The sequence below is a fragment of the Qipengyuania rhodophyticola genome (assembly GCF_042493225.1).
Classification (GTDB): domain Bacteria; phylum Pseudomonadota; class Alphaproteobacteria; order Sphingomonadales; family Sphingomonadaceae; genus Erythrobacter.
In genome coordinates, this window is sequence record NZ_CP170454.1 from 2,832,612 (window position 1) to 2,858,117 (window position 25,506).

General features: G+C 56.8%; 17 protein-coding genes. 10 read left to right on the top strand and 7 right to left on the bottom strand.

All coding sequences use genetic code 11. The annotated features are described in order from the left end of the window. Positions 1-27: 27 nt before the first annotated feature. The 3 genes from ACFCXQ_RS13570 to ACFCXQ_RS13580 are packed head-to-tail and all read right to left on the bottom strand — an operon-like array spanning position 28 to position 4,105. Entirely contained in the window at positions 28-1,551 is a 1,524-nt protein-coding gene (locus ACFCXQ_RS13570; RefSeq protein ID WP_379551461.1) for a tryptophan halogenase family protein, read from the bottom strand. After that, a complete protein-coding gene (locus ACFCXQ_RS13575) occupies positions 1,548-2,579 on the bottom strand; it encodes a tryptophan 7-halogenase (protein ID WP_379551463.1) in 1,032 nt (343 codons plus the stop codon). The genes ACFCXQ_RS13570 and ACFCXQ_RS13575 overlap by 4 nt, the downstream gene beginning before the upstream one ends. Continuing rightward, entirely contained in the window at positions 2,579-4,105 is a 1,527-nt protein-coding gene (locus tag ACFCXQ_RS13580; RefSeq protein WP_379551465.1) for a tryptophan halogenase family protein, read from the bottom strand. Before ACFCXQ_RS13580 ends, ACFCXQ_RS13575 begins: the two co-directional genes overlap by 1 nt. A gap of 165 nt (positions 4,106-4,270) precedes the next feature. On the opposite strand from ACFCXQ_RS13580, the gene ACFCXQ_RS13585 reads away from it, so the two are divergent. From ACFCXQ_RS13585 to ACFCXQ_RS13610, 6 genes are read left to right on the top strand one after another with little or no spacing between them, the layout of a single operon-like run. Beyond that, positions 4,271-5,473, top strand: coding sequence for a Gfo/Idh/MocA family protein (locus ACFCXQ_RS13585; protein WP_379551467.1), 1,203 nt, complete (start codon positions 4,271-4,273; stop codon positions 5,471-5,473). Next, positions 5,470-6,528: a sugar phosphate isomerase/epimerase family protein gene (locus ACFCXQ_RS13590; RefSeq protein ID WP_379551469.1), complete on the top strand. Its 1,059-nt coding sequence runs from the start codon at positions 5,470-5,472 to the stop codon at positions 6,526-6,528. The genes ACFCXQ_RS13585 and ACFCXQ_RS13590 overlap by 4 nt, the downstream gene beginning before the upstream one ends. Before the next feature lie 38 nt (positions 6,529-6,566). Continuing rightward, entirely contained in the window at positions 6,567-7,949 is a 1,383-nt protein-coding gene (locus tag ACFCXQ_RS13595; RefSeq protein ID WP_379551471.1) for an MFS transporter, read from the top strand. 3 nt (positions 7,950-7,952) lie between these two features. Beyond that, entirely contained in the window at positions 7,953-8,519 is a 567-nt protein-coding gene (locus ACFCXQ_RS13600; RefSeq protein ID WP_379551473.1) for a gluconate 2-dehydrogenase subunit 3 family protein, read from the top strand. Between the two features lie 27 nt (positions 8,520-8,546). After that, positions 8,547-10,253, top strand: coding sequence for a GMC oxidoreductase (locus ACFCXQ_RS13605; RefSeq protein ID WP_379551475.1), 1,707 nt, complete (start codon positions 8,547-8,549; stop codon positions 10,251-10,253). Next, positions 10,250-11,113: a sugar phosphate isomerase/epimerase family protein gene (locus ACFCXQ_RS13610; protein WP_379551477.1), complete on the top strand. Its 864-nt coding sequence runs from the start codon at positions 10,250-10,252 to the stop codon at positions 11,111-11,113. Before ACFCXQ_RS13605 ends, ACFCXQ_RS13610 begins: the two co-directional genes overlap by 4 nt. Before the next feature lie 10 nt (positions 11,114-11,123). Here the strand turns inward: ACFCXQ_RS13610 and ACFCXQ_RS13615 are convergent, their stop codons facing one another. Genes ACFCXQ_RS13615 through ACFCXQ_RS13625 form a run of 3 tightly spaced genes read right to left on the bottom strand, consistent with a single transcriptional unit; the run spans position 11,124 to position 14,598 of the window. Continuing rightward, complete coding sequence (locus ACFCXQ_RS13615; protein ID WP_379551479.1) at positions 11,124-12,176, bottom strand: LacI family DNA-binding transcriptional regulator; 1,053 nt, start codon at positions 12,174-12,176, stop codon at positions 11,124-11,126. Positions 12,177-12,185: 9 nt separating this feature from the next. Then, on the bottom strand, positions 12,186-13,568 hold the full coding sequence (locus tag ACFCXQ_RS13620) for an MFS transporter (protein WP_379551481.1): 1,383 nt from the start codon (positions 13,566-13,568) through the stop codon (positions 12,186-12,188). Continuing rightward, on the bottom strand, positions 13,546-14,598 hold the full coding sequence (locus ACFCXQ_RS13625; protein ID WP_379551483.1) for an SMP-30/gluconolactonase/LRE family protein: 1,053 nt from the start codon (positions 14,596-14,598) through the stop codon (positions 13,546-13,548). Before ACFCXQ_RS13625 ends, ACFCXQ_RS13620 begins: the two co-directional genes overlap by 23 nt. Positions 14,599-14,734: 136 nt before the next feature. Between ACFCXQ_RS13625 and ACFCXQ_RS13630 the strand changes: the two genes are divergently transcribed. Both ACFCXQ_RS13630 and ACFCXQ_RS13635 read left to right on the top strand, forming a co-directional pair. After that, the gene (locus ACFCXQ_RS13630; protein WP_379551485.1) at positions 14,735-17,278 is read left to right on the top strand and encodes a glycoside hydrolase family 3 protein; all 2,544 of its coding nucleotides are present in this window, start codon (positions 14,735-14,737) and stop codon (positions 17,276-17,278) included. A gap of 3 nt (positions 17,279-17,281) precedes the next feature. Beyond that, complete coding sequence (locus ACFCXQ_RS13635; RefSeq protein ID WP_379551487.1) at positions 17,282-17,839, top strand: gluconokinase; 558 nt, start codon at positions 17,282-17,284, stop codon at positions 17,837-17,839. On the opposite strand, the gene ACFCXQ_RS13640 is transcribed toward ACFCXQ_RS13635, so the two are convergent. After that, complete coding sequence (locus ACFCXQ_RS13640; protein ID WP_379551488.1) at positions 17,795-19,162, bottom strand: GntP family permease; 1,368 nt, start codon at positions 19,160-19,162, stop codon at positions 17,795-17,797. The two genes, ACFCXQ_RS13635 and ACFCXQ_RS13640, sit on opposite strands and share 45 nt — an antisense overlap. 657 nt (positions 19,163-19,819) lie before the next feature. Here ACFCXQ_RS13640 and ACFCXQ_RS13645 point away from each other — a divergent pair. Together ACFCXQ_RS13645 and ACFCXQ_RS13650 are read left to right on the top strand one after the other, a co-directional pair. Next, positions 19,820-22,741 (top strand): S8 family serine peptidase, encoded by a 2,922-nt coding sequence (locus ACFCXQ_RS13645; RefSeq protein ID WP_379551490.1) that lies wholly within the window; start codon positions 19,820-19,822, stop codon positions 22,739-22,741. 100 nt (positions 22,742-22,841) lie between these two features. Continuing rightward, the gene (locus tag ACFCXQ_RS13650) at positions 22,842-25,385 is read left to right on the top strand and encodes an EAL domain-containing protein (RefSeq protein ID WP_379551492.1); all 2,544 of its coding nucleotides are present in this window, start codon (positions 22,842-22,844) and stop codon (positions 25,383-25,385) included. Positions 25,386-25,506 lie beyond the last annotated feature (121 nt).

The following is a 25,506-nucleotide window of genomic DNA, read 5'->3' on the forward strand; positions in this document are numbered from 1 at the left end:
TCTGATGCCTCTTGCGTATGCTATTAGCTAGCGCGCCCATTCGGCTGGCGGCGCTTTGCAATATCGGTCAATAAAGGCTTGATGCGTTGGCATCGCGCCGCATGCTTTGGCCAGCGTCCTGCGCATATTGGCAAGGCTTTGCCGCAAGTCGTTCTCGCTTAAGGCATCGGCCACTGGGTTATACGCTTCAGGCCCCCACCCCTGCCCCTCAGCCACCGCGAGCCAGCTGGTCAGATCAAATAGCTCCGCATCATATTTGAAGAAACGCCCACTACCCCGAAGCAAATCCATCTTCTGCGTGAGCGTACCGGGGACAGGCATGGTGCGCACATAGTCCCAAAACGGCTGACCCTCACGCCGCGTCGCCTTATAATGCAAGATCAGAAAATCGCGGATATGCTCAAAGTCATCGCGCATAAGCCGGTTATACTCTTCGCGCTCAACCGCGGCTTCAGCGTGGTGTGGGAAGAGCGAGATTAGCTTGGCAATACCAGATTGAATGAGGTGCAGGCTGGTCGACTCCAGCGGCTCCAGGAAACCTGATGATAGCCCAATCGCAACGCAGTTACCCTCCCAAAAGTGTTTCCGATGCCCAGTTTGGAAACGCAAATGGTTAGGCGAGGTAAGCGCCTCGCCCTCCAAGCTGGTCACCAGCTGCTCCTCAGCCTGCTCAGCGCTCATATGCGCGTCGCAATAGACATGACCATTGCCGGTCCGGTGCTGCAAAGGAATGCGCCATTGCCAGCCTGCGGACCGCGCTGTTGAGCGGGTATAAGGCTCTGGATCACCCTCTCGGCGGCATGCGACGGCGACCGCGCGATTGACCGGCAGCCAATGGCTCCAGTCTTCAAAACCTGCCTCGAATTCGCCCTCGATCAACATGGCGCGAAAGCCCGTGCAGTCCACGAACAAATCGCCTTCGATCCGCTGCGTGTTGTCAAGCGCAAGCGCTGTGATCAGCCCGCTTTCTGGGTCGCGTTCAACATGCTCAATACGTCCTTCCACCCGAGTGACGCCGCGCGCTTCGGCCAGTCGCCGCAAGAAGGCTGCGTAAAGGCCAGCATCAAAGTGAAACGCGTAAGCGAGCTTGTTTATGACCGGGCCATGATCAGCTTCAGGGCGCAAAAATTTGCCGCCATAGGCACACAATGCGTTGAGCGAGTAGTCGTCTAGCGAATGGTCCTCGCCCAGGTCGCGACCGCGCTGCCAATATTGGTGGAAATCCATCCCTTCCAAATCGAAACCATAGGTGCCGAAAGGGTGGAAGTAACGCTCTTCAGCTGCGCCCCATCCTACAAACTCGATCCCGAGCTTATACGTCGCCTGCGTCTCGCGAACGAAGTCATCTTCTTTAATGCCGAGATGATCGTTAAACTTGCCGATCGGGGGGATTGTCGCCTCGCCAACGCCAACTGTGCCAATCGCCTCTGATTCCACCAAAGTGACGCTAATCCCGGCTCGGCCACAAAACTTTGAGAGGGCTGCTGCGGTCATCCATCCAGCGGACCCGCCGCCTGCGATGACCACGCGTTTGATGGGCGTACCGTTCATAAGGCGGCGCCTCGCAGCAATGTGGATTGCGCCTGCGCATAGGCATTGCCCATCCAATTCAGCAGATCTGCTTCTGGCATCCGCTCCGCCAGCCGTTCATGACGATGCGGGCGGATACCCTGCGCCCACAGAGCTGCAAGCCATTCAAAAGGAGCAAACACTTCATAATCCTCGGTAGGAATGCGCCCACACGCCTCGAAAACTTCGATCTTGCGCTGCAGAGCAGGACGCTCCGATTTGCGCGGATCTTCTTCTGTCACCAGTGCGCGAAAATCTGCCATGCGTTCTGCGCTCGCTGTACTCAACCGATTAAACTCCTGCCGCTCGGCCAGCGCATCCGCAGGGCTCGCGACCATCGCCACAATCCGCCGAGCGGCATTAAGTACCGCTTGCCATTCTTCGCCCGCCAATATCGCTGCCGGCGCAACAGTTATTCGGTTTTCGTCCCAAGCGACCGCGCCCGCTTCCTCACTTGCGTCACAATCAATCACGATATCACTGTGCCGAGAATCCAGTTCGCTTTCCACCCGCGCCCCTAAACGCCGCGCCTGGCCCAGCAGCAATTGCGCATAAGAAACGCGCGAACATTCGATCCCAGATGCAAGATTAAGCTGGCGTGCGGGCTCTGCTGCATCGCGGTCCGCCAATGCGATCGCAGTGCTAAACGTCTCTAGTGGTGGCTGGGTTTTTACCTCGTCAGCTCGCAGCCACAATTGGTGAAACTCAACGCCTTGCGCGCTCTGGCCAAAGGGACTGAATGGGATCAGCGGAGCGGCGCGCGCTTCAATCGGGCGATAGGCATATACCGGTCGGGCATCATCCAGTCGCGAAATTTGCGCTGGATCGATTTGGAGCTCAGCATGAAACCGCAAATAGTCGGGCCGCATCAGGACGGCCCTATTTGCATTCACCACCGAGCGATCTTGCGGCACAATCACGCAATTTTCGCCGCCGCAATAACGCGCAATCATCGCGCCAACCATGCCCGCTCGCATGGGGTCGCCAGTTATGCGGAAACAGATTGCCATTAGACCACCTGCCCTTGCATGCCATGCTGCGCGATATAAACATTGTGCTCGCTCATCCCAGATACCGCTCGCTGCATGTGTTGACGAAGACCGCCCAAATGCTGGCGCATGTGCGCCTCTTCCACCAAATCAACCCGCGGATCATATTTGGCGGGTATGCGCCGCTGACCGATGAGTACCGCAATCCAGCTTGGTACAAGAAACAGTCCGTGATCATATGTCGCAACGCGGCCATGTGCTGCGAACAAATCCATCTTATCGCGCAGGCTGTCTGGCGGTGTCATGGTGCGCATATGGTCCCAAAAGGCGGAATCGTCGCGTTCAGTCGCATGGTAATGCAGCACCAGAAAATCGCGGATCCGCTCAAATTCCAGATCCATCCGGCGGTTATATTCGCGCCTTTCCGTGTCGCAGCCATCATGCGCAGGAAACAGCTCAAGCAGCTTGGTGATGCCCTCTTGGATGAGGTAAATGCTGGTCGACTCCAATGGCTCAAGGAAGCCGCCCGACAGCCCGATTGCTACGCAGTTCTTGTTCCACAGCTTCCGGCGTTTGCCGGTCGTGAAACGTAAAATCCGAGGGTCAGAAAGCGCTGCGCCCTCAAGGTTGTCCACCAGGCTATCATGCGCGGCCCCATCGCTTGTGAAACCGCTGGAATAGACATGCCCATTGCCAGTCCGATGCTGCAGTGGGATGCGCCAGCGCCAGCCCGCACTATCGGCCGTTGCACGGGTATACGGGAGCAGAGGCCCAGCACTTTCGCAGGGCACTGCTACCGCTCTGTCACATGGAAGCCATTCGCTCCAATCTTCATAGCCGGTTGCCAAAGTCTGCTCAGTCAGCAGACCGAAAAAGCCAGTGCAATCGACAAACAGATCGCCAGTGACTTCGTGACCATCGTCAAGCGTAACCGCAGTGATATCGCCACTCTCGCTATCTTGCGAAACCTTGGTCACCTTGCCCTCAAGCCGCTTCACTCCCCTCGTCTCGGCAAGCTTGCGCATAAAGGGAGCGTATTTCAGCGCATCGAATTGATAAGCATAGCGATAGGTCGATAGGACCGAGCGCGGGTCTTCTGACGGCGGTTGAAACTTGCCCTCGCGGCAAGCGATCACTGGTAGCGAATAGTCAAACAGCGAGCCGGCCTCACCGTGGCCGTGAAATTTGCGCCAATAGTGGTGGAACCCAACCCCCTCATTCGCGAGACCAAATTCGCCAAATGGGTGGATGTAGCTGTCTCCCTTCCGCGCCCAATCGACAAACTCGATACCCAGTTTGAACGTCGCGGAGGTCGCGGCCATGAACTCGGCCTCGTTCACGCCAATAGTGTCATTGAAATGCTTGATATGCGGCAAGGTCGCCTCACCGACACCGACAATACCAATCGCTTCAGATTCGATCAACGTGACTTTGAGGCCAGTGGCGCCGAGCATGCTGATAAGGCCAGCCGCCGTCATCCAGCCGGCTGTTCCGCCGCCCACAATCACGACATGATCGATTGATCTGCGCCCCTCTCCCCAGGTCACATCATGCTCTCCCAATTAACGTCAAGATCCGGCGATCCAGCGCTGATGTCAACTCGCAAGAGCATGCATCGGGTCGCTTTTTTCAAGGCTCCACTTGACGGGTCCCTAGCTTTAGTCATAGTCAATTGACAACGTAAGACAAGATGAGTTTTCTGGGGAGGGAGCGTGTCGGCTAAAGCGTTATTGAAACTCGGCATGGTCGGCGGCGGACAGGGCGCATTCATTGGTGCTGTCCACCGTGCGGCGGCGCGCCTTGATGGCGAGACTGCGCTCGTGTGCGGTAGCTTTAGCCGCGATATGGCAAATTCTGTCGAAACGGGCGAGGCGCTCAGCCTATCGGCCGACCGTTGCTATTCCGACTACGCCCAAATGCTGGCCACCGAAACCGGGGCGGGCGAGAGTATTGGCAAGCCTGACAATGCGCTGGAATGTGTGTCGATTGTGACGCCGAACGACAGCCATGTAGCGATTGCAAAGGACGCCATCGCTCGCGGCATTCATGTGATTTGTGACAAGCCCGCAGGGGTAAGCCTTAGTGAAGTGGAAGAGCTTGCAGCGCTCTTGAACGGTAGCGCCGCATCCTATGCGCTCACGCACACATATTTGGGATATCCCATGGTCTGGCAAGCGCGTCATATCGCCGCGCAAAAGAGCTTCGGCCCAGTCCGCAAAGTGGTTGTGAATTACACGCAAGGCTGGCTCGCATCGCAGCTGGAGAAAGAAGGCAGTCGTCAGGCCAGTTGGCGGACAGACCCGAAGCGATCAGGACCCGCCGGGGCATTTGGCGACATTGGCAGTCATGCCCATAGTCTGGTCGAGTTCATCACCAATTCGCGCATGAACAGCCTGTCTGCCCGCCTTAGCAGCGCCTTTGCCGACCGGGCGCTGGATGATGATGGCGAGGCGCGCTTTACACTTGAAAATGGCGCAACCGGAACACTCATCGCCAGCCAGATTTGCGCAGGGGACGAGAACACTCTCACCATCCGGGTCTATGGTGAGAATGCCGGGCTCGAATGGCATCAGATGGAGCCCAATACGCTGACCGAGCGCGCGCAAGGCGGGCTGGTGACGGTCCACCGCGCAGGCGCAGACAAGCCTTTGTGCGAGGAGGCGCTGGCACGTTGCCGCCTGCCCTCTGGTCACCCCGAGGGTTATCTCGAAGCCTTCGCCAATCTCTATCGCGGTTTTGCCCAAGCGATCAGCCAAGGCATCACCCCTGCGCAAGCTGGGATACCCGGAATTGCAGAGGCCTTGCGCGGTATGGCTTTCTTGGAAGCCGCCGTCGCCAGCAGCGAAAACGACGGCGCTTGGACCGATATCAAAGCACCGTCGGTTGGACCCGATTTGAAAGGACTACTCTCGTGAAAGAACTACGCGGCCCAGCCATTTTTCTTGCGCAATTCATGCGCGATGAGGCGCCGTATAACTCGCTCGATTCCATTGGCGAATGGGTTGCGGGCCTTGGCTATAGGGGTATCCAGATCCCGTCCAACGACGCGCGGTGTATCGACCTTGATCTCGCCGCTGAGAGCCAGGATTATTGCGATGATCTCGCGGGCCGCATGGCGGAGCTGGGCCTAACAATCACAGAGCTTGCGACACACCTTCAAGGACAGCTTGTCGCGGTGCATCCAGCTTATGATGATCTATTCGACGCCTTCGCCCCGCCAGAGGTGCACGGCAAACCCGCAGAGCGGCAAGAATGGGCGGTCGATCAAATGCGCAAGGTTGCTGTCGCCTCGCGCCGTTTGGGCCTCAAAAGCACACCCAGCTTTCCCGGCGCACTGATGTGGCATCTGGTCTATCCTTGGCCTCAGCGCCCTGCGGGGTTGGTCGATGCAGGGTTTGAAGAGCTGGCAAAGCGCTGGCGGCCAATCCTCGATTTCTATGATGAGAACGGCGTGGATGTCGCTTACGAAATCCATCCCGGCGAAGACCTGCATGATGGCGCAAGTTTCGAAGCCTTCCTTGAAAAGGTGGACGATCACCCGCGTTGCAACATCCTGTTCGACCCCAGCCATTTTATATTACAACAGCTTGATTACCTTGCCTTTATTGACCGCTACCATGAACGGATCAAAGCCTTCCACGTGAAGGATGCCGAGTTCCGTCCAGACGCGCGCACTGGCGTTTACGGCGGCTATCAAGATTGGGGCGACCGGGCTGGACGCTTCCGCTCTTTGGGCGATGGGCAAGTCGACTTCCGCCAGATTTTCAGCAAGCTCACGCATTACGGCTTTGACGGCTGGGCCGTGCTCGAATGGGAATGTTGCTTCAAACATCCAGAGCAAGGCGCCGCAGAAGGCGCGCCGTTCATTGCTGACCACATTATCCGTCCGACAGATATCGCATTCGATGATTTCGCGGGCGGCGAGACGGACAAGGCGAAGATCAATCGAGCTCTTGGGATCGCACCGTAAAAATAACGCCTGATAAACAGGTTAGGGAGAGGAATATCGTGGAAATTCAGACTTATCAGCGATCAAGGCTATTCTGGCTTAGCTGTATCTCGCTGATCGTCACCGCCATGACCTTCGCTATCCGCGCAGGCATTTTGACGCAGCTATCTGATGAGTTTGCGCTGAGCGATACTCAGCTTGGCTGGGTGAACTCCATGGCCTTTTTGGGCTTTCCGCTGGCGATGGTTGTATTCGGTTTCCTCTACAACAAACTCGGGCCGCGCCTGATCATGATCCTTGCGTTTCTCGGTCATCTCCTCGGGCTTGGCCTGACCATTATTGCCGATGGGTTCCTCGGCCTACTCATCTCAACCTTCTTTATCGGTTTCGCCAATGGCTCAGTGGAAGCGGCATGCAACCCGTTAGTCGCGGATCTCTACAAAGAAGAGAAAACCAAGTGGCTGAACCGCTTCCATGTCTGGTTCCCTGGCGGGATCGTGATCGGTGCAGTTGTGTCTTACGTGATGACCAATGCGGGCATTGGTTGGCAGCCGCAAATTGCAGTCATGCTTGTCCCGACAGTGATTTATGGCTTCATGATTTGCACCACATCCTTTCCGGATGTTCCGGCAAGCGAGCGGACCGTAGATCTTGACGCCAAGGGCATAGTATTAATGTCATCGATCTTGGGTCTGCTGATCCTGATCGGCACGCCCAATACGTTAGTCGCTGGCTTGCCCGGTACCTTCATTTTACCGCTGCTGCTGGCGCTGGGCCTGACATTCGTACTGATGCTCTTCCGTGCAGGGCGAGCCCGCGATGCGCTGCTCTTGATTGTGCTGATGGCGATTATGAGCGTTACAGCTACCTCGGAGCTCGGCACGCAGCAATGGGTTGACCGGATCCTTGGCGCACAGCTTGGCAATCTGCCTGGCCAGGCGATGATTGTGCTTGGCATGGTGACCGGAATTATGGCCGTCGGCCGCTATTTCGCTGGGCCGCTCATTCACGCTCTTAACCCTGTTGGCGTGCTCTTGATGAGCGCCATTATGACAACGCTCGGCCTGTTCCTCATGGCCACGGCGAGCGGGGCAATGGTCTACGTTTCGGCGATCATTTTTGCAGTGGGCGTATGCTATTTCTGGCCAACAATGATTGGCGTGACAGCGCAATATGTGCCGCGCTCGGGCGCTCTGGGCATGAGCCTTGTCGGAGCCGCTGGCATGTTTGCCCTAACGATTTGGAACCCAATCATCGGGGGGTGGATCGACAGCGCAAGGACCAGTGCAGAGGCAAGCGGGCTCGAGGGCACAGCCGTTGAAGTGGCGGCCGGACAAGGCGCGCTGTCCCAGCTGGTCTATTTCCCGGCAGTGTTAATCGCTGTTTTCGCCCTACTCTACGTTGCGCGGACACGGCTCGAAAATTCTGCGGAGCTAGGATAAATTATGACACAGCACTCTCAAATAGAAACGCTGTCTAGGCGCTCCGCGCTGAAGGGGTTTGTGACCATTGCTGGCGCGGCGGTGACGTTGCCCGCTCTCGGATCGCTTGCGGCATGCAGCAGCGCGCCCACATCGCTTGAGGGCCTGATGCCCTTGGTGCGCGGCATCGCTGACCGCATCATCCCGCAAACGGACACACCCGGCGCGGTTGGGGCCGGCGTGCCAGACTATGTCGCTGCGGTGTTTGACGCCCATTTCACCGCTGATCAGCAATCCGATTTCGCCGGCGGGCTCGAAGCCATTGCCGCATTTGCGAAGGATGAAGGCGTAACCTCATTTGAGAGTGCCGACGCAGACAAGATGGACGCCGCTCTCGCAAAGCTCGCAGCCGGTGAAGGCAGTGGCAGCGCGAACGCTGCGTGGAGTGAGCTGAGAGATTTGGTGATCTTCGGCTTCTACACCTCCGAGGAAGCCACTCAGGAACTCTCATACGAAGAAATTCCCGGTCGTTACGAGGCCTGTTTGCCGCTTTCCGAAGTGGGCCGCGCCTGGCTCGATCGCGGCGTTTGATCCGTCTTAAGTTTGAAGGAAGTACGAATGTCTGAAGACGGAAATTTCGATGTCATAGTGGTCGGCTCTGGTATGTCAGGCGGCATCGCGGCGAAAGAGTTCGCTGAGCGAGGCATGAAGACACTCGTGCTCGAACGCGGCAAGCAAACCGAGCGCGGCACAGATTATGTCGGCGAAGGCATGGAGCCGTGGGATATGGAGTTTCGCGACCGGGTCGATCCCAAGCTGGCCGATAGCGACTATGCCAAGCAGCAGACCTGCTATGCCTTTCGCGAGAGCACGCGCAACTTTTTCATCAATGACCGCGAGAACCCCTATTCAGAGGCAGAGGGCGCGCCTTTCGCATGGCTGCGCGGCGACCAAGTCGGCGGCAAATCGCTCATGTGGGCCCGCCAGAGCTATCGCTGGAGCGAACTGGATTTCGCCGCGAACAAGGCCGATGGCCACGGCAATGACTGGCCAATTCGCTACGCTGATGTGAAGCCATGGTATGAGCATATCGAGCGCTTCGTCGGAATTAGCGGCTCTGAGGAAGGACTGCCGCAGCTGCCCGACAGCATTTTTCAGCCGGCAATGGACATGACCTGCGTTGAGAAGGCGGCCAAAGCGGGCATCGAGGCGGAGTTCCCTGATCGACGGTTTATGATTGGGCGCGCGGCGCATCTGACCGAGCCTACTGAAGAGCAACTCTCGCTTGGTCGTGGCAGCTGCCAATATCGCAATCAATGCGAGCGCGGTTGCTCATTTGGCGCCTATTATTCCAGCGTTGCAGGCGCCCTGCCCGCAGCCGAGCGAACCGGTAATATGACGCTGATGCCAGATAGCATGGTCGAGCGGATCCTTTATGATCCGGCGACCAAGCGAGCGACTGGCGTGCGCGTGGTCAATCGAAAAACAAAAGAGCGGCAAGACATCACCGCACGGGTGATCTTTCTATGCGCCTCCACCATTGGGACATTGCAGGTCCTGCTGAACTCAACCTCCGAAACATTTCAAAACGGCTTTGCCAATTCCAGCGGTGTTCTGGGCCAGTATATTATGGATCACCACACGCGTATTGGTGCGATTGGCCGCATGCCCGGGTTCGCTGACAAGTACTTTGCTGGAAGGCGCCCCAATGGCATTTATGTGGCCCGATATAGCAACCTCGATAATCGCACAGACGGCGAATTTCTACGCGGCTATGGCTATCAAGGTAATAGCAGCCGGTCGTCATGGACAAGAGCGCTTGGCGGCAGCGACTTTGGCGCTGGATTGAAAGACAAATTGCGTCAGCCCGGTGACTGGTATCTGCGCCTCCAAGCTTTTGGCGAGCACCTTCCAAGTGCAGACAATCGGGTAACGCTGCATCCGTCGAAAACCGACCCGCTTGGCCTGCCACAAGTGCATATGGATGTGCGCTGGGGCGAGAATGAAAAGAAGATGCGCGTGGCGATGAAACGCGATGCAGTCGCCATGTTGGAAGCTGCTGGTGCAGCTGATATCGAACCGTTTGAAACGGAGTCCATCCCGGGCCACTGCATTCACGAAATGGGTGGTGCACGAATGGGCCGCGCCCCGAAAACATCCGTTCTGAACAGCTATAATCAGTGTCACGATGTGGAAAATGTCTTCGCAACTGACGGCTCTGCATTTGCATCGGTCGCCTGTCAGAACCCATCGCTCACATTCATGGCGCTCACTGCAAGGGCAGTCGATTATGCAGCACAGAAAATGAAAGAAGGCACAATATGATCCGCACCTATGGTACAGACCGCAGACGGTTTCTCGCAGGCGCACTCGGTATGGGCGTAGTGGCAACCACAGGATGCGGTGAGATGGCCTCTGATGGTTCGCCAGAAGTTGCGAGTGCTGCCCGACCGTACGATGGGAAGCTGGGTCTCCAACTTTACACTGTGCGCGATGCCTTTGAAGCAGACTATGCCGCGACGCTGACGACGCTTGCTGAAATCGGCTACAAAGACTGCGAAACTGCGGGCTTCTTTGAACACAACCCAACCGAAGTGAAGGCGCTGATGAACGATCTGGGGCTGGAAAGTAACTCCGGACATGTCCGCATTGAGCAATTCCAGGATAGCTTTGGCGAAGCGATTGAGACCGCGAACACCATGGGCCAGACGCTGATGATCCTGCCTTGGATCGAGGAAAGCCTGCGCACGCCCGACAGCTACCGCGAGATCGCCGATCTGCTGAACCAGCGCGGTGAAGAAGCCAAGGCAGCGGGCAAGCAGGTCGCCTATCACAATCACGATTTTGAGTTTTTCGAAATCGATGGTGAGCGCGGTTATGATATTCTGCTCGAACGCGCTGATCCAGAGCTCGTTAAGATGGAACTGGATATGTATTGGGTCGCCCATGCGGACAAAGACGTTGTGGACGTTCTAAGCCGCGCTCCGGGCCGCTTCATCGCCTCCCATATCAAGGACCGCGCAGCTGACGGATCAATGGTCGCTGTTGGCGACGGCGAGATCGACTTTGCGACTATCCTGCCCAAGGCGGCGGAGATGGGAATGGAGCACTTCTATGTTGAGCACGACAACCCAGAAGAGCCTTTCGTCTCAGTGCAGCGCAGCTTCACGCACCTGATGGGCTAAATCGCCCATCTTACCCCTTAGGCGGGGCAGCGGTAGTGTCGCGCAGGATAAACTCATAGTCGAGCACGATGCGGCGCGGCTCGCTCCCCTCGTCCTTGGAGAGGCTCTCGATCAGCTCCTTCGCAGCGGTTGATCCGAGCTCTGACAAAGGCTGATGAACGGTGGTCAGCAGCGGCCGCATGCGCGTCGCCACATCGGCATCATCGAAACCGACCACTGACATGGCGGCCGGCACATTCACGCCTTGCGATCCGCAGGCTGACACGACCCCAGCTGCCATATCATCGTTAGAACAGAAGACGGCGGTCGGCGGCTGATCCATTTCGATGAAGTATTCGCCCGCTTCAAAGCCGGACTGAAAATCGAAAGCACCTGGGCGAACCAGCGCCTCGTCAACCTTGAGGCCCGCGGCTTCCAAGGCGACGCAGAATCCAGAGTACCGGATATGGGTCGAACGTTGATCTTCCAGTCCCCGGACAAAACCAATCCGCTGGTGCCCCAAATCAATCAGATGCGTGGTCAGCTCAATCGCCGCCTTATAATCGTCAATCTCCACCAAAATTGCGCGGTTGTGCAAATCAACAGGGCCAATTCGAACAAGCGGCAAGCCCATTTCTTCCAGCACAAATCCGATCTTCTCGTCACTGGCATAAGGCGCAACCAGCATAACACCATCAGGCCGGTGGCGGGCCATCATAGAGTCCAGTTCTTGGCGAATATCGGCAACTGGCTTGCTGCCGAGCCCCTCGCAAAGGCTGATCGACAGGCGATATCCCAATTCCTGACAAGCAACGACTGCGCCGAACTGAATGGCAGTGATGTAAGAGCTATTTCCCGAGTGACAGATCAGCATCACATCATAGGATTTGTTGCCGCGCAAAGAACGTGCCGATTGGCTCGGAACATAGTCGAGCCGGCTCACCGCATCGCGCACCTTTCGGCGCAGCTTTTCCTGTACATGTGGCTCGTTATTGAGCACCCGCGACACTGTCTTGATAGACACGCCCGCAAGCTCTGCCACATCCTTCATCCGTGCAGATTTATTTTTTTGTTTTCCCGCCAAACTTACCCCCTAATCGGACAGCTCATCCACAATGCGCGCGTGCAAATCGCGGCTGAGCGGCATCAGATACAACAGCAATGCTGCCAAGATCAAAAAACTTGGCGGCAAAATTGCGATAAACTTCTCAAGCGATGCCGCGGTTTCGCTCGACTGGATCTCAAGATCAGCATCATAGCCGATCCCAGAAAGGACATAGCCGACTAGAAGCCCCGTAAGCGCTCCAGAGGCTTTTTGAAAGAATAGGCTGGCACCAAATACAGGCCCCTCATCGCGGCGCCCATAAGTATATTGCCCATATTCGACCGTATCGGGAATGAGCGCCCACATAATCACCGCGAAGGCAGAACCGCCAAATCCAAACAGGACTATCTGAGCCGGAATTCCAATCACTAGCCAAGGTCCGAAAAGCGCCAGCCAAGCTCCCGCTGCGACCATCCAAAGTGTGGCCAGATACCAACCGATCTTCTTGCCCAACACACGCACTATTGCCGTCCAAATCGGTGTGCCTGCGAGCGATGCAAGCGCATATCCGGTAAGCACCACTTCTTTCTGTGCGAAGACTTCAGCATTTGCGGCGAGATAAAACGCCAGCGGAATGAGCAAGCTCGCGCCAGCCGCCGAATTCACGAACAATATGATCAGCAACAATCGCAGCGCACCATTGCGAGCGAAAGCATCAGCAAATGTCTTAAAGCTGGCCCTCTCCGGCAATGAGTCCCGGCCAAGCGGAGCGCGTTCTTCTGTCAAGCTGGCGCACAAGATCAACGCCATCGTCGCAACAACCGCGCCTACGCAGGCAGCGTAGAAAAACCCGTCTTGCTGCGTGCCGCCAGTCTCGCTGAAAGCTCGGCTGAGCGGGAAGAAGAAGCTAAAGATGCACAACTGGCCTACAAAAGCAAAAAACATGCGCACGCCTGACAACTCGGCGCGCTCATCACTGTCGAATGTAAGGCGGGAAGAAAGGGCCGAATAAGGGACAGCAACAATGGTATAGCAGGTGCGAAAAAGGAAGGCGGCAAATAGTAAGGTGATAAACAGCGCCGCCCCTTCAAACGGCGGCATCCAGAACAGCAAACAAAAGCTCAAACCCAGGCCAAAGCTACCGAAAAAGATGAAAGGCCTGTATGAGCCCCAGCGACTGGTATTCGCAGCCGAAATCGAGGCGACCAGCGGGTCTGATACCGCATCCCAGAGAAGGCCTAATGCCCAGATCCAACCCGCCAAAGCAGGGTCAAGCCCAACCACTTCAGTGTACCAGAAAACCAGGATAAGGGAGAGACTGTGCCAATAAATATTGAGGCCGAAGTCGCCCACGCCATAGCCGCCAAGGCTACGCCATTTTGTCCCGGACCCCGTTCCGCCTATCGTCTCAGCCTTTGAAACGGCCAGCACCTCTCACCTTGGTGCGCACCGCCAGCAAACGGTCCTGCGCGGTGATAAACAATGTGCGACCATCTTCGCCAAAAGTACAATTGGCGGTTGCCCGTCCGGTTCCAATTCGGCCCAGGCAAACGCCCGTTTGATCAATCACTAGCACCCCTCCAGGCCCGGCCAAAAATACTTGCCCTGCCGTAGATACTGCCATGCCATCAGGCAATCCCTGATGCCCATCCATGAACGGGCTTGCATCGAACCACAGCGAGCTTTGGCTAGCTTCGCTCGTTAGTGCGAGGGTGCGGATCTGCGGGGCCTTTGGATCAGACTGGCTAATAAAGAGCGTGCTTTCATCGGGCGATAGAACAACGCCGTTGGGAAATGTCATCGTGTCGATCAGTCTGTTGATCTCGCCATCTGGTCTAACTCGATAAACCCCATTTTTCGTCATCTCCTTGAGCGGTGAAGCATCAAGTCCCTCCAGCCCATAAGGCGGATCTGTGAAGTAAAGAGTGCCGTCAGCCGCCTCGATAATGTCATTCGGGCTGTTAAATCGCTTACCATTATACTGCGCGACAATGGTTGAACGTTCACCGCTGGTTAGGTCCATTTGCTCAACCGCGCGCCTGCCATGATTGCAGATCAGCAGACTGCCATCGCGGCTCTGCAGCAATCCGTTTGCGCCCGGCTCGCGCATACCAGTTGCCTGATCTGGCGCGATGCCGGAGGGATCGAGGAATGTCTGGACCGCTTCGCCTTCGCGCCATTGGAAAGCACGGTTCTGCGGTACGTCCGTGAAGTATAGCTTTTTCCGGTCACGATCCCAGGCGGGGCCCTCAGCCCACTGATAGCCCTCGCCCAAAAGTCTGGTAGGTTCATCAGACGCCACAATATCCGAGAAGCGATTGTCAAATACTTCCCAAGAAACAGAGGCATCCGCGGAGGAGGATTGCCGCGACACTGGCCCCATGCAGCCGCTCAGCCCTAGTCCTAACCCGCTCGCCGCGGCGCCTGACAAAAGCGACCGACGTGTCAATTGGTATGCCATAATCTATCCCTCTACCCGCTTGATAAACATAGGTTGACAACCTTGTCAAAAATCGCTCGTTTAGCTTCCAATGAACGCGATGATGGGGTGATTCACCCGTCTGTGATAGAATTTGATCGTGAGAGGATCACACATAATGGCCGCGACTATCGGCAGACTAACTGGTCTGGTTTCTGCAACACTTATTTTGACCGCTTGTACGGCGTATGATGATGTTGAAAGCGCCTCTACTGCGGCCCCAGCGCCTGAAGCCGCTGCCCCCATGCAAAGCGTGCAGATCAACCCAGAAATCTGGCCCAAATTGGAGCGTGCGCCGCTCGACCCAGCAGTAGAGGCCCGCATTGACGCCATCATGGCGCAGATGACGCTAGAGCAGAAAGTAGGCCAGACGATCCAAGCGGATTCGGCTTCTGTCACACCTGCTCAAGTTAAGCAGTACCGTCTTGGCTCCGTCTTGAGCGGCGGAAACTCCGCACCCGGCCCCCTGCCCTATGCCGATGCCCAAACTTGGCTCGCAGCGGCTGATGAACATTGGGCCGCGTCGGTCGATCCCGAGGGCGTCGACATTGCCATCCCGATTATCTGGGGCATTGATGCGGTTCACGGGCACACCAATCTGCTCGGCGCGACTGTTTTCCCGCATAACGTCGGCCTCGGTGCTGCACGCGATCCCGATCTGATTGAACGGATTATGTCTGCGACCGCGAGCGAGTTGATCGTATCGGGTCACGATTGGACGTTCGCCCCGACTTTAGCAGTGCCGCGCGATGACCGCTGGGGCCGCGGCTATGAAGGTTTCTCCGAGACACCTGATGTTGTGATGTCCTATTCAGACCGGATCGTGAACGGCCTGCAAGGTGCATATGGAAGCGATGACTTCATGTCGTCTGGCAAAATCCTCGCCGCCGCGAAGCACTTCATTGCAGATGGCGGCACTGATGGCGGACGCGACCAAGGCGATGCGAGCATCAGCGAAGAGGAGCTACGCGATATTCACGCGATGGGTTACCTCCCCGCTCTAGATGCTCAAGTGCAGACTGTGATGGTGTCCTTTTCCAGCTGGCAAGGCATCAAGATGACCGGCAATAAAGCGCTGATTACAGATGTCTTGAAAGATCGGATGGGCTTTAACGGCTTCGTCGTGAGCGACTGGAACGCGCATGGCCAAATTCCAGGATGCAGCAACACCGACTGCCCGCAAGCGTTCAACGCTGGGATTGATATGTTCATGGCGCCCGACAGCTGGCAAGGTCTCTATTACAGCACGCTGGCCCACGCTAAGTCGGGCCGAATCACGCAAGAACGGCTGGATGATGCCGTGCGCAGGATACTGCGGGTCAAACTGAATTACGGCATCTTTGACAAGGCCAAACCTAGCGCGCGCCCGGGTGCGGGCAATACTGATCTGCTTTCTAGCGATGCTCACCGGAGCCTTGCACGAGAGGCCGTGCGAAAATCGCTGGTCTTGCTCAAGAACAATGGCAATATCCTCCCGCTTAGCGGTGGCCAACGCGTGCTGGTGGTCGGCGACGGTGCCGACAGCATTGCCAAAGCATCGGGCGGATGGACCCTGTCATGGCAGGGCGGCACGCATACGAATGATGAATTTCCCGGCAGCACCTCGATCCTCGAGGGCATTCGTCAGGTAGTCGAAGCGGATGGCGGGACCGTCATTTTCGACGAAGCTGGAACCGGCGATCATCAGGGAGACGTTGTGATCGCGGTGTATGGCGAAGATGCTTATGCCGAGTTTCAGGGCGACCGCCCGCATCTCGACTTTGAAGATGGCGCGTATGACACTGGGCTTCTGGCGGGCTACCGCGCCAAAGGCATGCCGGTTGTCTCGGTATTCCTGTCTGGCCGCCCGATGTGGGTGAACCCCGAAATCAACGCTTCGGACGCCTTTGTTGCCGCCTGGCTTCCGGGCAGCGAGGGCAGCGGCGTTGCCGATCTCTTGTTCCGCACAGACCCATCCTACGACTTCACTGGCACCCTGACCTTCTCATGGCCAAAACGCGCTGACCAGGCGACGCTAAACGTCGGCACTGAGGGATATGACCCGCTATTCGCTTATGGCTACGGTATGCGTTATTCAGACCAGCGCACGCTGGCCGCGCTTAGCGAAGTCTCCGGTGTTGACGCGAGCGCCGGGCAATCGGGCGAAGTGTTCTTCGCGGGCGGACAAGCTGCCAACCCTTGGTCGTTCTACGGCGTCGTGGGCGGAACGGACACTCGCCTGAACAGCACCAGCTGGGACGGCGGCGATCTGGTGTTCAGCGGCACGGACCGCCTCGCGCAAGAAGACTCGGTAAGGATCGACTGGAATGCAGCCGGCCCATACATTCGCCTCAGCTCGCACGATGCAGTCGATTTCTCTCGCCAGGCCAACGGCGCGATGGAGGTGGCACTGTTCGTCAAAAACTTTGGTGATGCGCCCGCTGTCATAGACCTCGCTATGGGATGCCACGTGGTCGAAGACTGCCAGCCGGTTAGGATCGAAGTCGCCTCACCCGAATGGCAGGAGGTTCGTGTTAGCTTGTCGTGTTTTACTGATCGCGGAATTGATATGTCGCGGCTGACCGATGGCCTGATCGTAACCACTAGAACACCCGCATCGATTGGACTGTCGGACATCCGTCTCGAATCCGATACAGACGCGACAAAAACCTGCGGAATTTAGCGCTTGGCCCATGCCCCATTGCTAGTCGTGGTGATGGGGCCAAGCGGGTGCGGAAAATCAACTCTGGCCGCCGAAATGGCGAAGAAAACCAACGCAGTATTTGTTGAAGGGGACGATCACCACCCGCCCGCCAACAAGGCAAAGATGAAAGCGGGTGAGCCGCTCAGCGATACGGACCGCACGGACTGGCTTGACGACCTCACTGCCGCCATCCGAAGCGCTGAAGCACCGCTGGTCTGGCTCGCCTGCTCCGCTTTGACTCCTTACGTCCAAAGACGCTTGCGAGAAGAAACGGAGCGCGCAGTGCGCTTCGTCTTGCTCGAAGTTCCCAAAGAAGTTCTGTGCGAGCGTATGATAAAACGTAGCGATCACTACATGCCTGCATCTCTGCTCGATAGCCAACTGTCAGCGCTTGATGTCCCAGAGGATGCGATACGTTTGCGCGCAGACATGCCTCTTAGCAGGCTCAACCAGCACCTGTTAGAAGCACTGACGTCCGACCCACTGCCGCTCGGCCTAGGTGAACAGGCTGATCAGCATCGCCACGACAAAACCCACTAATCCCACCAGCGTCGAAGCAATGGTCCAGCTGCGCAAAGTCTCGCCCGCCGACAATTGGAAATAGCGCGACACCAACCAAAATCCTGAATCGTTGACGTGGCTTACCATGCTCGCGCCCGAGGCGATCGCGATAGTGAGCAATGCCAGATCTATGCCGCTCATCTGCGCAGCCGCCGCAACCGGCGCAATGAGCCCAGCTGCGGTCAACATAGCAACCGTCGCAGAGCCTTGCGCCACCCGCACCATCAACGCGAGCAGGAAACCGGCGATAAGCGGGGTAATGCCCCAGCCGAGCAAATTCTCTGCCAGCATTGCGCCTGCGCCAGTGTCGACCAAGACTTGCTTAAATGCCCCGCCTGCACCGGTTACCAGTAAGATCACGGCCGTTGGCTCAAACGCTCGGGCAAGCGTGTCTTGCAAACGCACCCTGTCCTCTTCATTGTCAGCGCCCAAGATTAATGCCGCCAGAGCGCAGGCAATCAGCAGTGCGACAAAGGGGTGCCCTACAAAGGCAAGCGCCTCGCTGAGCGCCCCCCGCCAGCCGAGGGCAGAAGCAAGCGCCGCCGCCACGATCAACACGACAGGCACAAGGATGGCTATCGCCGCCGTAAACGCCTTGCTGGTGTCGACCACGCCGTCGGTATCCGCATCACCTTCGACTTGGCTAAAATCGGGATTGGGAAGCCACCCTCTCGCATGCGAAATTTGCGCAAGAACAGGCCCCGCAACCACCATCGCAGGAATCCCCGCGGCCAGTCCGCACACAATGACAAGGCCAATGTCCGCCGACAGAATCTCTGCGACCGCGACCGGCCCCGGCGTAGGAGGAATAAAGGCATGGGCAACCGCCAATCCCGCCAGCACGGGAAGACCAAAATAGAGCGGATGCTTGCTCGCTTTCCGGCCCAGCGAAAGGATCAGGGGGAAGAGCAGAACGAGCCCCACGTCAAAGAACACCGGGATCGCGATGACCAGCCCGACCAGCCCCATTGCCCAAGAGGCAGCGGCGCTATCCTTGCGTCCAATAACTGCGCTTGCAAGCGCCCGCGCGCCTCCTGATGCCTCAAGATATGCACCCAGTATCGCACCCAGCCCGACGATGACGGCAATGAAGCCAAGCACCCCGCCGAAGCCGTCGCTGATCGATGTGATCACCTCAGCGGGCGCAAGTCCGGCAGCTAAGCCCGTTGCCAAAGCGGCTCCGATCAGCGCCGTGAACGCATTAACCCGGCGGTGGATGATCAAGAACAAGAGGCCCGCCACACCGGCTAAGGTCGCCAACAAAGGGCGCGATTGCTGAACCGCTTCGAGTAAATCGGTCATATGCGCAGCCCAGTCATGTCGCCCCCAATATGGCCGACGCACCCAAGGGTATGCCTAAGTCGCCAGCATCCGTCTCCATGCTCGTCTTTGCCCAATAATGATAACGTTGTCAAAAAGCGCATACTCTGCGCATTTGCTGGCGCAACGAGCCATTGTGGTTGGTGGAGCAACGCCAGCCCCATGCGTCTGGTGTAGAACTGCTGAGGGCATATCTGAGATGGTCTGCGAGCTGCTGCCCGTCACGCGCAACAGCCCTGGCATAGTGCCGTGAGCCCCATGGCATCGCCCCACAACGTTCGGCCAAAACACGCTTGCCGCAGTGACGTCATCGACGGCGAATCACTCGTCATTTGCGGCCCAACGCGCAGAAAAATCAGGATATCTTCAGCGCTGCCCATTTTCGCCCGGTCGGGCTGGAAAAAACCGCTAACTTTCTTGACTTAAAGTAATTTCGAATTTCCAAATAAGAATTCATGTTATTTCACGCTATATTCTATAACATTCTATTTTATAGCGATTTTAAGATCATAATTTTGAACATTTAATGTGGCGCTAACCAATCTTGATCACCCAATCTTTGCCCAGTCCGATGAGATTGTTGAAAGACCCTATAGGCCATGTGTCAGGTGTAAATGAACACCGATTGGGATTTGAAAGATGGTTAGGTCCACACTGGCAAAAACAACGAAGACAGGCATCGCTGCCATCATGGCGGGCGCCATGCTGACAGGCTCGTCTATTGCATATGCGCAGGAAGCCGATCCGGCTGCCAACACGCCTGCGCCGCCTGCAACGTCTGCGCCAGAAGGTAACGCTGCAAACGAGAACCCGGTTGACCCGCTCTATGGGAACATCAATCCGTTTTACGGTAACATCTCGCCATTCTGGGGCACCATCAACCCCTTCTATGGCAACATCGAACCGTTCTGGGGCACCATCAACCCCTTCTATGGCAACATCACACCGTTCTGGGGCACCATCAACCCCTTCACGCAAGATGCCAATTCAGTCGCACCCGCATGGGGCACAATCCAACCATTTTGGGAAGTGACGGGCGAACGCTGGAATGAAGCGAACGCACTGTGGGGCAATGCAGGCTCTTATCAAAACAACGCAGCAGTCTATCAGGACATCGCTGCGCGCATCCAAACGCTCGCGGCTGACGCGGAAGGCACATGGGGCGCTGCCGTCACCGCCGCAACGGGACAGAGCTTTGAAGAAGCCTTCCTCAATCCGCTATATGCCAAGCACGGTATTGATCTGAATGATCCATCAAGCCTTGAGAATCTGAACGAAGGGGATCGCGCGCAATTCTTCATGGATTGGTTTGACGGTCTGATGAATTTCTCTGGCACTGACCGAGTTGACCATTGGATGCACACCGCCAATTGGGCTCCGTCGATCACACAGCAACAGGGTAGCGGTGAGCACACAGTCATCGGCATCCTTGACGCGAATATTTCTGGCGACATTGATCTGGAAGACAACATCATTGCCCAAACGGGCTTTAAGTCGAACGTGTCAGGTCACGGCATCGGCGTTGCGAGCCTGATTGTGGCAGCACATGATGGCGCCGGCGTTATGGGCATTGCCCCCAATGCCAAGGTCGCCCTGCACAACCCATTTGACCACACAGGCACGACGAACTGGAACGATGTCCGCAATGGCATCAATGCGCTGAAAACGCGCGGTGCCTCTGTCATCAACATGTCACTGGGTGCGCCTGGATATACATTCGCACCTGAATGGGTCGACGTGTTCGGCCACATTTCCACCGCTGGACACCGCAACAGCACGGCTTACGTGCTCGCCGCCGGCAATGACGGCGTAACGCAGACGCAAGACGTCGAATGGGGCAGCGCTCAGGGTACGAACTTCCTCGTCGTCGGATCGGTAGCTCCAGACGGTAATATTTCGACCTTCTCAAATCGTCCTGGCGAAGCGTGTTTGCTCGTCAACGGTTCGTGCAATGGCGGCGATTACCTCAAGAACAACTTCGTCGTAGCGCCAGGCGAATTGCTGCTGGTGTCTGATGGCCAAGGCGGTACTGTTCGCCGGACTGGTACATCTTTTGCCGCTCCATTGGTATCAGGCGCAATTGCACTTTTGCATGATCGCTGGCCTTGGCTCGCAAACAACCCAGAGACGAGCATTGAGATCATCAAACGCTCAGCTCAGGATTTGGGCGAGGAAGGCGTAGACGGCGTTTATGGCCACGGCTTGCTGGACATTACGGCATCGCAATCACCGCTCGACTTCGGCAGCAATTTGCGGTTTTTCGAAGAGCGCAACGGCTCCTATGTTGAGCATAGCGCCGCATCACTGCAATCCGCTGGCATCCAGTCAACCTGGGAAACTGACGAAGTTCACTTCGTACTGTATGAATATGTCGGCACTTCGGTTCGCGACTTTGCCGTGCCACTGTCGAGCCTCGTAAGCGGCTCAATGACCACATATTATGGCGCTCAGCAGCAATATCAGAACTTCCTGACACAGGGCCTGACTGACTTCATCAGCGGCGGCAATAGCGGTAGCGGCAATGACAGCGGAGGCCTGCTCGGCTTCACCGATGTCGCGCAATATACCACGCCTGATCGGGGCGGTTGGCAGATGTCTATCGCGGCGGCTAGCCCGGCAGCCTATCTGACCGGCGAAACTGGTGACGTGCCGCACTCAGCAATCCGCGCAGCTGCACCCGGTTCAAAGCTCGGCTTTACAGCGGGTCACGGCTACGGCGCCATGGCGCTGACCAGTGAAGGCGGTTTTGGCCTCAGCACTGACTATGCGACCGATGGCGGTGTAAACCCGCTCTTGGCACTGGCATCAGGCGGAAGCTTCTTTGCAACCGACTACAGTCTGTCAAAGGCCACGAAGGTGAGCCTTGGCTATACCAGCCGCGATGAGGCTGCCATCGATAACCCAGCTTATCGTGATACGTCGCGCCTCGCCCTTCTGGGTCGCGAAAACTACAAAGCAGGCGCGATGAACCTACGTGTGACGCATCAGGCGAGCAAGAATGTCAGCCTGTCGGTGAACTACACAAAGCTGCGCGAAGACAATGCACTGCTCGCTGTACAAGGCGAAAATGGCCTGCTGCGCGATGGTTCGAACAGCGAAACGCTTACCTTTTCAGGTACAGCGCAATTGCCTGAGAAGATCACAGTGTCTGCCTCTGCAACGGCTGGACGCACCAAGACGGCTGGTTCGGATCAGATCCTGTCGACTTCAAATGGCGGCGTGATGACTTCGGCCTTCGCACTCACTGCTACGAAGAACAGCGTTTTGGGGTCTCGCGACCGCCTGCGTCTGTCAGTGTCACAGCCGATGCATATCGAACGCGGCGAGCTCCAGCTTGCATCCGCTGAGATTGTCGACCGCGCTACTGGCGAGATCGGCACGGTCAATCGCAGCTTTGGCATCGACCAGAACAAGCGGCTGATCACAGGCGAGATGATCTACGCTGCACCGCTCGCTGGTGATGCAGGGGAAGTCAGCTTCTTCGGCCGTGCAACGATGGGGGATGAGACGGATGAGCGCAGCGGAATCGTCGCCGGTGCACGCCTAAGTCTCCAATTCTAAGGCATATTTACCGTTCAGTTAACTATTGGCGCTAGAGGTACGTGTCTCGGGAAGAGGAAGTTTGTTAGCTGTGCGGATTAAAGGGGCGATATTATGTCTATTGCTTGGGCTCACCAGCCCGGCACTAGCTGCGCCTATCGCACCGCTAGCTGAGCAAACGCCCAAGAACTTTGAAGCGGCGGTTGATGCTGCAAAGTCAGCCATGATGTCTCAGCCTGCTGCGGCTCTCGATGAAGCGAACAGAGCGCGCGCACTTGCTGAAGAATTTGAAGGCGATGAGCGCGCGATGAAAATTGCGACAGCGCGCTGGCTGGAAGGAGAGGCGCTCGTTCGCCTCAATCACCCCGAACAGGCTGAGCCAGTTTTACGGGAAGCTCTCGAAGCTGCTGAGCGGATTGACCCTGAAAGCAAACTGCATGCCGACCTATTGAAGTCTGGCTCTTCGATTGCCGGTCTCAACGGTGATGTCGCAACCGCGATGCGCATGCTGCAAGAAGCGCATGCCATTTATCTCAAGCTTGAAGATGGCCGGTCGCGTTCAATCGTACTGCAAAACATCGGCTCGATTTACGCAAGCGCGAATGATCATCAGCAAGCGCTTCGCTATTATCGTTTAGCACAGGACGCTTTCTCCCAAGATCCGATGCTGACCCTCGCCGCGAACAACAACCGCGGAACCTCGTATAAAGAGATGGGCAATCATGCTGAGGCAGAGAGCGCTTACAGGAGTGCTCTTCAAGCTGCCATGGCGATGGAAAGCCCGCTTCTTGAGGCACGCATTCTCACGAATATTGCATCTGCTCAATACATGCAGGGACGGCTTGATGAAGCCAATGAGTCGCTGCGCCTCGGTTTCGAGCGCGCCGAAGGACCGGCTGCCGACTGGCGCCCATTCCTTTGGGGCGTAAGCGCACAAGTCGCGCAAGCCCAAGGAGCGCCCGAACGCGCGCGATCTTTGTTTGAGAAAACATTTGCTGGCCAGGACCTGGCCAATACAACCGTGCTCTTCCGCGATTTCCACGAGACCGCTCACTCAGTATATGCTGACCTTGGCGAGCATGAGACAGCGCTTGCACACCTCGCTGCGCAAAAGCGTCTGGACGATGAGGCAAGCGAGGCAGCTGCATCGACCAACTTTGCACTGATGAATGCCAAGTTTGATGCCACCAATAGGGAATTGCGGATCGCTCAGTCAGAGCAAGACCTGACATCGTTCAAGCAAATGGCCGCCGCTGGCGCGATTGCGCTGACCTTCGTTATTCTGGCAATTCTGTTTGCGCTGTTCTCCGCAAAACAAAGTCGGCGCAAAGTCGACGCTGCCAATGCTCTGCTTACACACGCAGCGCGCTATGATGCACTAACTGGCCTAGTAAATCGTTCTTACTCGCGCGAACTTTTGCGCGAGGCGATGGACGAGTATACAAAAAGCAAATCACCATACGGCCTACTGCTGATCGACCTTGACCGCTTTAAGCACGTCAATGACACGCATGGCCACGCTGGCGGTGATGAGCTGCTTGAGCGGGTTGCTGAGCGGCTCAACAAGATTGCTGGATCTGATGGCGTTGCAGCGCGTCTCGGCGGTGATGAATTTGCCATCGTCATTAAAAATGGTGCGTCGATCGAACAGCTACAGGCCATGGGCGTAGAGATTACGCGTGCGCTGAGTGAGCCATTTGAAGTGATCGGCTCATCGGTGCTTATTGGTGGGTCCGTTGGTTTTGCCATTGGCCCAGAAGACGGAACAAGCGTGGATGAATTGGTGCGCCATGCTGACCTTGCGCTGTACCAAGCGAAAGACCAAGGCCGCGGCCGAGCAATCGGCTTTGAAGGTTGGATGGCAGACGCTGCAGGCGAAACAGGCCAGCTTGAGCAGGATCTCCGCAAGGCGATTGCAGAGGGTGATCTTACCCTGGCATTCCAGCCGATCGTTTCCGCCGAAACCGGTAAGATTGCCTCGCGCGAGGCGCTCCTGCGCTGGCACCATCACACTCGCGGAGCGGTTGACCCATCCTTGTTAGTGCAAGTGGCCGAAAATGCTGGCCTGATCGAGCCTATTGGCGACTGGGTAATGCGCGAAGCATGCCGTGTTGCAGCGACTTGGCCCGCCCACGAGAAGGTCGCGATCAATGTTTCGGTGGCTCAGCTCACCCGCAAGAACTTCACACAATCTGTGGTCAGCGCATTGGCCTGGAGCAAGCTTGAACCAAGCCGGCTTGAGATCGAGCTTACCGAGAGCATTTTCTTGCGCGAAGACCTCGATTCCAAAGCAATCCTGCGCGGCCTGCGTGACCTTGGCGTATCGCTCTCGCTGGATGACTTCGGCACTGGTTATTCATCGCTGAGCTATTTGCAGCGCGACTTATTCTCTAAGCTGAAGATCGACCGATCGTTTGTTTCCCGCGCCGTAGAAGGCGACGAGAATTCTATCGCAATCGTCAAAGCGATGCTGGGTCTGGCAGATACCTTCAACATGGAAACAGTCGCTGAAGGTGTTGAGACCGATCAACATGCCACCATGATGACAGAGCTCGGCTGCACATATCTTCAGGGGTATCATTTTGGTCACCCGGTCGAGGTCTCGCTTAAGGATGCACTCCACGAGATGGGCCAGATCGATAGGCTCGAAGCAAACGCTGCTTAAAAGCTAAGGCCATAGTGTCAGGTCTTTCTGGTTTGGCGCCCCCTTCACCGTAACCCCTCTAAACCGCGCGCTTATGCGGGCGTTTGCATGACTTTGCGCCATGCAAACGCGTTTCCCCTTC

What these genes read in the sequence shown, in the direction of transcription:
- ACFCXQ_RS13625 (WP_379551483.1), bottom strand. Translation starts at nt 14,598, where the DNA reads ATGGCATACCAATTGACACGTCGGTCGCTTTTGTCAGGCGCCGCGGCG.
- ACFCXQ_RS13605 (WP_379551475.1), top strand. Translation starts at nt 8,547, where the DNA reads ATGTCTGAAGACGGAAATTTCGATGTCATAGTGGTCGGCTCTGGTATG.
- ACFCXQ_RS13645 (WP_379551490.1), top strand. Translation starts at nt 19,820, where the DNA reads ATGGTTAGGTCCACACTGGCAAAAACAACGAAGACAGGCATCGCTGCC.
- ACFCXQ_RS13600 (WP_379551473.1), top strand. Translation starts at nt 7,953, where the DNA reads ATGACACAGCACTCTCAAATAGAAACGCTGTCTAGGCGCTCCGCGCTG.
- ACFCXQ_RS13570 (WP_379551461.1), bottom strand. Translation starts at nt 1,551, where the DNA reads ATGAACGGTACGCCCATCAAACGCGTGGTCATCGCAGGCGGCGGGTCC.
- ACFCXQ_RS13640 (WP_379551488.1), bottom strand. Translation starts at nt 19,162, where the DNA reads ATGACCGATTTACTCGAAGCGGTTCAGCAATCGCGCCCTTTGTTGGCG.
- ACFCXQ_RS13630 (WP_379551485.1), top strand. Translation starts at nt 14,735, where the DNA reads ATGGCCGCGACTATCGGCAGACTAACTGGTCTGGTTTCTGCAACACTT.
- ACFCXQ_RS13610 (WP_379551477.1), top strand. Translation starts at nt 10,250, where the DNA reads ATGATCCGCACCTATGGTACAGACCGCAGACGGTTTCTCGCAGGCGCA.
- ACFCXQ_RS13575 (WP_379551463.1), bottom strand. Translation starts at nt 2,579, where the DNA reads ATGGCAATCTGTTTCCGCATAACTGGCGACCCCATGCGAGCGGGCATG.